The organism is Brevundimonas sp. (assembly GCF_036400995.1).
Lineage (GTDB): Bacteria > Pseudomonadota > Alphaproteobacteria > Caulobacterales > Caulobacteraceae > Brevundimonas.
In genome coordinates, this window is sequence record NZ_DASWWG010000019.1 from 36,832 (window position 1) to 44,624 (window position 7,793).

Below are 7,793 nucleotides of genomic sequence, written 5' to 3' on the forward strand. Positions count from 1 at the left end.
GAACTCAGAACGTCTTGCGCAGACGGATCTGGTAGAAGGTCCGCGGGTCGATTTCGCGGGTCTCGATGAAGGCGATCGGCCGCGTGAGCCGGTCGCCATAGGCGATGCGCTCCTGGTCGAAATTGTCCCAGATGTTGATCTGGGCGCGGATCGAGAGGGTCGGGGTCGGCTTGTACTCGGCCCAGAACTCGAAATAGTCGCGACCGCGCCAGCTGAAGCGTTGATCCGGGTCGAAGCTGGTCTGGCCCAGCAGCGGGATGTAGGCGCCGCCCCACTGCAGCTTCCACGAGGTGATGTCCTGGGCGATGGTGAAGGTCGCCTGCGACGCCCGCACGTTCGAGATCGCGCGCGTCTCGCCGGTGGTCGGATCGGTCACCTCGGTGTGGTTCCAGGTGTTGCGGAAGCCCAGACGGCCGCCGGTGAAGCCGGCCCAGTCCATCGGCACCAGGATGTTCACCGCCAGCTGGTCCAGCGTGCCGTCGCCGATGTTGCCGACCGCCGACAGGCCGGCGTCCAGCGGGATCACGTCGATGGCGTCGACGATCTCGTCATGGCGCAGGCCGATGCTGACGATGCCGTCGCCCATGAAGCGGCGCTCGTAGATCAGTTCGCTGATCCAGCGCTGCTCCGGCTCCAGATCGATGTTGCCGCCGAAGACGTTCTCATCCTCGAGGTCCGCCGAGGCGGCGAAGTCGCCGAAGTCCAACTGGCCGACCTCGCGCTCGAAGCGCAGGCGGAACTGATTGTTGGCCATCGGGGTCCAGGTGGCCAGCAGGCGCGGCTTGGGGAAGAAGAAGCTCTTCTCCTGATCGGCGTCACCCGATTGGGTGATGGTCGAGGCTTCCAGCCGCAGGCCGCCCTCGACCGTCAGGTCGTCGCGCAGGCGCCAGGTGCCCTTGCCGAACAGCTCGCCGCGCGTCTCCTCGACCTTCACCGAGGCCGAGGGCAGGGGGACCGGCGTGCCGCCGATGCTGAAGGCCTGTTCGGTCTCCAGCATGTTGTAGGCAACCTCGCCGCCGAACTCCCAGGTCAGCTTCGGCGACTGCTCGAAGCGGACCAGGCCGCGCAGGATGGTCTCGGAGGCGTTGCCGTCCGATTCGAAGCGCTGCTCCGGGCTGGCGACGCCCGACAGGGTGGTGCGGTTGGTCGAGACGCCGGTGAAGTCGCTGAACTCGTGGATGAAGCGGGTCTCGAGGTTGAACCGGCTGCTCAGCGGGCGAGTGTAGACCAGCCCCAGTTCGCCCGACGATCCATCCTCCTCGTACCGGCTCTCGCGGCGGGTCGTGGGCGAGGTCTGCAGGTTCAGGTTGGCGAAGTCGTTGACGCCGTAGCGGGCGGTGGCGTCGATCTTCCCGCCCAGGAAGGGGCTGGCGTAGTTGACGCGGGCCGACTGGCCGCCGCCGGTCTGGTCGTTGAAGAAGTCCTCGTCACGGATGACCGTGCCGGCGCCGTCGCGGCGGATGACCGGGCCGACGCCGTTGGCGTCGCTCATCGACAGGCCGTCGCTCAGGGTGAAGCCCCAGGTGCGGTCGCCGTCGCGGGCCGTGAACTGGATCGAACCGCCGTAGACGTCCTGACCGCCCTCGAACAGCACGGCGTTGCCGGTGACGATGGTCTGCTGGCTGGCCTGATTGCGGGTGATGACGTTCACCACCACCGAGAAGCCCTGCATGTCGATGCCCGGGGCGCCGCCGCGGATCAGCTCGATACGCTCGACGTTCGAGGCCAGGGTGCGGCCCAGAACGCTGGAGCCGGTGTCGTTCTTGGAGGCCGGACGCGAGCCGTTGACCAGGACGTTGCCGACCGAGCCTTCGAAGCCGCGGCTGCCGTCGCCGTCCGAGACGCTGAAGCCGGGCACCCGGTTGACCATGTCCAGCGCGGTGGTCGGGCGCTGGTCGGCGAAGAAGTCGGGGTTGAACACCAGCACGCCCTGCTGGCCGGCTTCGGCCTGGGCCGTGTGCTGGGCGGGCGGCGGAGGCGGGGTCTGGGCGGCGGCCGCACCGGCGCCCAGAAGGATCGCCGTCGTCGCCAGAAGAATGGTCTTGGTCATTGCAGAACTCCCCTCGTCGTGTGACGAGAGGTGTGACCGCATGATCCGCCCGTCTCCAGTTACAAGACGGACAGGTGGATTAAATCGGCGACAGCATTACAGCGCTGTCATCTTCGTGTTCTGATCTTGTCTGTTCAATACTGTCGTTCATCAAGTCTAACGGGTGGTTCTGTGAAATCCGTCGCTGTTTTCGCCTCTGTCCTGCTCAGCTTCAGCGCCGCCGCGCCGTCGGTCCTTGCGCAGTCCGCGCCCCCGGTCGCCCAGGAGGCGACGGAGCTGGATGAGGTGGTGGTGCTGGCCCGGCGCTCGGGCGCGCCGATGTGGACGGTCACACGCGGCGACTCGACCCTGATCCTCGTCGGCTCGATCCGCTCCATTCCGCGCGACGTGACCTGGCGCCCCGACGCGCTGGAGGCGGCGGCGGCGAAGGCGGACCTGATCCTGCTGCCGCAGGAGGGCCGCGCCTCATTCAGCGACCTGCTTCGCGTGATCTGGCGCGCCCGCACCATCGGGCGGATGCCGCAGGGCCAGACCACGGCCGACTATCTCAGCCCGGACTATCAGGCCCGTCTGGAGGCCCTTATGGCCGGGGAGCGCGGGCAGGGCTGGCGCACCCAGAGCCTGCTCTTCGTCGGTCTGGACCTGATGCAGGACAAGGCCGGTTTCCGCGCCGGGGGCGAGACGCAGGACGCCATCGACGTGGTCCGGCGGTCGGGGCGGCGGGCGCGCATCGATATGCGGCCCGTGGGCATCGTGCGCGGGGACGAGATGGTCGCCAGCCTGATCAACGCGCCCCAGACGGTGCACGTGCCCTGCGTCGAGCGGGCCATCGCGGCGGCGGAAGCCGGACCCGAGGCCTCGCGCGACCGGGCGCTGGACTGGCGCGCCTTCCGCGTGCCGGACGTGGTCAACTCGCCGATCGAGCAGGCGCTGAACGTGTGCTGGCCGTGGGGCGATCCGGAACTGGCCCCGCAACTGCACCAGCAATGGGCGGCGGCGGTGGAGACGGCGATGATCTCGCCGGGCGTCACCATGGGCGTCGCCCCGGTCCGCCTGCTGGCCGAGGAGGGCGGCGTCCTGGACAGCCTGAAAGCCCGCGGCTTCGAGATCGTCGGGCCGGAGTGGAGGTAGGTTCTAGGTTCGAGGTTCTAGGGGCAGGGTTGGCCCAGGGCGGCGCATGCCGCCCCCTAAAACCTATCACCTAGCCCCTAGCCCCTAGACAGCCGTTCCCCCCACCGTCAGCCCGCCGATCTTCAGCGAGGGTTGGCCGATGCCGACGGGGACGCCCTGTCCGGCCTTGCCGCAGACGCCGACGCCCGGATCGAACTCGAAGTCATCGCCGATCATCTGCACCTGCGTCAGGGCCGTGGCGCCGTCGCCGATCAGGGTGGCGCCGCGCACCGGGGCGGTGATCTTCCCGTCCTCGATCAGATAGGCCTCGGTGCACTGGAACACGAACTTGCCGTTGGTGATGTCCACCTGACCGCCGCCGAAGTTCGCCGCGTAGAGACCGCGCTTCGTATTGGCGATCATGTCGGCCTTCGAGTCCTTTCCGCCTTCCATGAAGGTGTTGGTCATGCGCGGCATCGGCATGTGGGCGAAGGACTGGCGACGGCCGTTGCCGGTGGCCTCGGCGCCCAGCTGGCGGGCCGACAGGCGGTCGTGCATCAGGCCGACCATGATGCCGTCCTCGATCAGGACCGTGCGGTTGGTCGGGGTGCCCTCATCATCGATGGTCAGGGAGCCGCGGCGACCGGCGATGGAGCCGTCGTCGACCACGGTCACGCCCGGGGCGGCGACGCGCTTGCCCATCATGCCGGTGAAGACCGACGAGCCCTTGCGGTGGAAGTCGCCCTCGAAGCCGTGGCCGATGGCCTCGTGCAGCAGGACGCCGGGCCAGCCCGCGCCGAGCACCACGTCCATCTCGCCCGCCGGGCAGTCGACGGCTTCCAGATTGACCAGCGCCTGACGCAGGGCCTCGTCGACCTGCGCCTGCCAGCGGTCCGGAGCGACCCAGGCCTCGAAGCCCGCGCGGCCGCCCGCGCCGGAGGAAGCGCTCTCGCGGCGGCCGTCTTTCTCTACGGTGACGGAGACGTTCAGCCGGACCAGCGGGCGCATGTCGCGCATCAGGCGGCCGTCGCCGCGCAGGATCTCGATCTGGCGGTGCTCGCCGATCAGCGAGGCCGAGACCTGCACGACGCGCGGATCGCGGGCGCGGGCCCAGGCGTCGATCTCGGCCAGCAGGGCGATCTTGTCGGAGAAGGCGGGGGAGGCGAGGGGATCAACCTCGTCATAGAGCTTGCGGTTGGTCGCCTGGGGCGCCTCGGCCGCGATCCCGGCGTGGCCTGACTTGGCCAGGGCGGCGCTGTCGGCGGCGCGACGCAGGGCAGGGCCGCTGATCTCGTTGGCGTGGGCGTATCCGGCGGTCTCGCCGGCGACGACGCGAAGGCCGAAGCCCTCGCTCGCGTCATAGGCCGCCGACTTCAGGCGGCCGTCGTCGAAAACGAGCGACTCCGATTCGGATCGCTCGAGGAACAGTTCGCCGTCGTCGGCTCCCGTCAGGGCGTCCTGCAGGATCGAGAGGGCTTCGTCGGCGCCGACCTCGGCGCTGTCGAGGATGGCGGGCGGGGAAACGAGGACGGTCATGGGCCTTAAGTAGGGGCTGACCGTCCCCGCGTCACGCGTCCGCTTTAGTCGAACTCGACCTCGCCCCAGCCGGTGATGGACTGGGTCACCTGGGCCGGATTCCGGGTCAGGGTCACGTCGCCCTGGCCGGAGATGTCGATCTCGGCCCGCTCGGTCGGGCCGACCCGGACGTCGCCGTCCCCGGGGACATTGACCACGGCCTCGGCCAGCAGCAGGCGGGACAGGTTTGCGCCGCCGTCGCCGTTGATCGTGACCGTCGCCTTGTCGGCGCGGCCCTCGACCTTGATCGAGCCCTCGCCCTGGGTGGTCACCGACAGGGCCGGCTGGTCGTAGCGGCGGACCCGCAGCAGACCGTTGTCGCCCATTTCGAAATTGGTCACCGACGGGGCGGTGACCGTGATCCGCAGGGCCTCGCTTTCGCTCCACACATGGATGCCCGAGCCGCTCCAGCGGATGTAGCCGCGTTCCGGACGGTCATCGCTGTCCATGGTCAGGCGGCCGTCGACGAAGCGGATGCTGTCGACGATGTCCTTCGGGCCGCTGATGCGGATGCCCGCCTCATCGCCCTGGACGTAATCGACCTCGCCGGGGACGTCGACCGACAGGCTGTCGCCGCCGCTCCAGGCGATGGTGCGCTCGATATCGGGCTGCACCGGGCCGCGTTCGAAGCGGAAGTTGGAGTCGCCGGGGCCGTCATCGGTGACCACCCAGGTCCAGTCGTGCTTGCGGACGTCGTTGCCCACCAGGGCCACGGCCCCGCCGATGCCGACCAGCGAGAGCAGGAAGCCGACGCCGGTGATGACGAGAAGATTGCGCATCATGGTTCAGGTCCTCCCTCAGGCCTGTTGGACGGGCTGGGTGTCCAGCGCCGGCTTCAGCACGCGGTAGTGCAGGCGGGCGTACCAGACGGTGGCGTCGATCAGCCACTTGGTCAGGATGGCCATCAGGCCGCCCATGAACAGGCCGAGACCCATCAGGCCGACGCCCAGCAGCACCGCGGCGATCACGCCTCCCGGGCCGTCGAAGAACGGGCCCACGACCGCGACGATGCCGCCGCTGACGAAGACCGCGATGCCCGCGACCAGGAAGGACAGCACCGTGCCCACGACCGAGAAGAACAGCGGCAGGATGATGATGATGTCGAGCGCGCCCAGGCCGATCAGGCCGAAGACGGCGCCCACGGCGGCCGACGGGTTCTGCTCCTGGGTCCAGCGGCGGGCGCCGGCCTCGGCGCGCAGTTCGCGGGCCAGACGGGCGGGGTCGCCCAGCGCGGCTGCGATGTCCTCTTCACTGCGGCCGGCGGCGGCGCCGTCGGTGAAGTGCAGTTCGTAGTCGGCGGCGATCTCGGCGGCGGTCGACATCGGAAGTCCCACCAGCCCCTGTCTCAACCGGGCCATGAAGTCGGCGCGGGTCATTGTTCAGCTCCCTCTTCGCTGAGTTCGGCGACGGCGGGCGCGGCCGCGTCGTCAAGAATGGTCTCGACCGCCAGGGCGAACGCGCGCCACTCGGCTCTCTGGGCGTCCAGCGCCCGGCGACCGGCGTCGGTCAGGCGATAATATTTGCGCGACGGGCCAGAGGGCGATTCGCGCAGATAGGTCTCGACCTGGCCGTCGGACTGCATGCGGCGCATCAGCGGATAGATGGTCCCTTCCCCCATTCCGATGGCGTCGGACAGGGTCGAGGCGATCTCGTAGGCGTAGCTTTCGCGCCGGTTCAGCAGGGCCAGAACGCACAGCGTCAGGGCCCCCTTCTTCAACTGGATTTCTATGGTTTCAGGCACATCAACCTCTCCCGTGATGTGTCCAAGGGGTATCGCAAGGTATCTTGCCACGCAAGGTAGCTGGCGAAACATGACTCCGATTTAATCCGGGGTGCGAACGAACCCGATCTGTCGGAACGCTTGGCAAGCGAGGGAGGGGACGATATGGACCGCCCAAGTATCGCCGCGGGGGCGTCAGGTTCCAACGGCTGTTTGCGATTCACTCGCAACTGATTGCGACGAAACGGTTTTATGAGGATGTCTCGCATGGGGATGGGCACGCGGGCCCGGGCGCTGATCGGTGGTGGTCTCACCGCCTTGGGCCTGGCCGTTTTCGCCGCTACGCCGGCCTTGGCTTCGGAAGGTGACCGCATGGGTCAGCCGACGCCGGGCGGTATCGCGCTGCAGCCGGCGGCTTCGCCGCTGAAGGTGGAAGCGCACTTCTTCCACGACGTCGTCCTGCTGCCGGTGATCAGCATCATCACCCTGCTGGTGCTGGGCCTGCTGATTTGGATCGTCATTCGCTATAACAAGAAGGCGAACCCGGTCCCGGCCAAGTGGAGCCACAACACCCTCGTCGAGGTGATCTGGACGGTCGCGCCGGTCCTGATCCTCGTCGCGATCTCGCTGTTCTCGTTCCGCCTGCTGTTCGCCTACAACGACATGCCGGAGCCGTACCTGACCGTTAAGGCCACGGGCAACCAGTGGAACTGGGGTTACGAATACCCGGACCAGGGCATCCCCGAGTACGTCTCGAACATGCTGTCCGAGGAAGAGATCGCCCAGCGCGGGATGGATCACGCCCTCTACCGTCTGGCCGCCGACGAACCGATCGTCGTGCCGGTCGGCAAGACCATTCGCGTCCAGGTCACCGCCGCCGACGTCATCCACGCCTTCGCCCTGCCGGCGTTCGGCCTGAAGATCGACGCCGTCCCGGGCCGCCTGAACGAAACCTGGTTCCGCGCTGACCGCGTCGGCACCTTCTACGGCCAGTGCTCGGAACTGTGCGGCGTCGACCACGCCTTCATGCCGATCGAGATCCGCGTCGTCAGCCAGGCCGACTTCGAAGCCTGGGTCGCCTCCAAGGGCGGCTCGATGACCCCGAAGGCTCCGGAAGGCGCCGCGGCTCCGGCCGCCGCCCCCGCTCTGAACTGATCCGAGGACCGATAGTCCCATGGCTCACGCCGCCGCTCATCACGACGATCACGATCACAAGCCCGGGTTCTTCACCCGGTGGCTGCTGTCGACCAACCACAAGGACATCGGCACCCTCTACATCCTGTTCGCCATCATGGCGGGCCTGATCGGGGGCGCCCTGTCCGGCCTGATCCGCTGGGA

7 protein-coding genes are annotated in these 7,793 nt (G+C 68.2%); 2 read left to right on the forward strand and 5 right to left on the reverse strand.

Annotated elements, in window-relative coordinates; translation table 11 throughout:
* Positions 1–4: 4 nt before the first annotated feature.
* Positions 5–2,050, reverse strand: a complete 2,046-nt coding sequence (locus VGE03_RS02945; protein ID WP_331044979.1) for a TonB-dependent receptor plug domain-containing protein — start codon at positions 2,048–2,050, stop codon at positions 5–7.
* A 171-nt stretch (positions 2,051–2,221) separates the two neighbouring features.
* Here VGE03_RS02945 and VGE03_RS02950 point away from each other — a divergent pair, with 171 nt between their 5' ends.
* The gene (locus VGE03_RS02950) at positions 2,222–3,181 is read left to right on the forward strand and encodes a TraB/GumN family protein (RefSeq protein WP_331044980.1); all 960 of its coding nucleotides are present in this window, start codon (positions 2,222–2,224) and stop codon (positions 3,179–3,181) included.
* 84 nt (positions 3,182–3,265) lie between these two features.
* Here the strand turns inward: VGE03_RS02950 and tldD are convergent, their stop codons facing one another.
* The 4 genes from tldD to VGE03_RS02970 are packed head-to-tail and all read right to left on the reverse strand — an operon-like array spanning position 3,266 to position 6,476.
* On the reverse strand, positions 3,266–4,696 hold the full coding sequence (tldD, locus tag VGE03_RS02955) for a metalloprotease TldD (RefSeq protein WP_331044981.1): 1,431 nt from the start codon (positions 4,694–4,696) through the stop codon (positions 3,266–3,268).
* A 44-nt stretch (positions 4,697–4,740) separates the two neighbouring features.
* Positions 4,741–5,517 (reverse strand): GIN domain-containing protein, encoded by a 777-nt coding sequence (locus tag VGE03_RS02960; RefSeq protein WP_331044982.1) that lies wholly within the window; start codon positions 5,515–5,517, stop codon positions 4,741–4,743.
* 15 nt (positions 5,518–5,532) lie between these two features.
* Positions 5,533–6,111: a DUF1700 domain-containing protein gene (locus tag VGE03_RS02965; protein WP_331044983.1), complete on the reverse strand. Its 579-nt coding sequence runs from the start codon at positions 6,109–6,111 to the stop codon at positions 5,533–5,535.
* Positions 6,108–6,476 (reverse strand): PadR family transcriptional regulator, encoded by a 369-nt coding sequence (locus tag VGE03_RS02970; protein ID WP_331044984.1) that lies wholly within the window; start codon positions 6,474–6,476, stop codon positions 6,108–6,110. The genes VGE03_RS02965 and VGE03_RS02970 overlap by 4 nt, the downstream gene beginning before the upstream one ends.
* 246 nt (positions 6,477–6,722) lie before the next feature.
* Between VGE03_RS02970 and coxB the strand changes: the two genes are divergently transcribed.
* On the forward strand, positions 6,723–7,610 hold the full coding sequence (gene coxB / locus VGE03_RS02975; protein WP_331044985.1) for a cytochrome c oxidase subunit II: 888 nt from the start codon (positions 6,723–6,725) through the stop codon (positions 7,608–7,610).
* Positions 7,611–7,793: the final 183 nt, after the last annotated feature.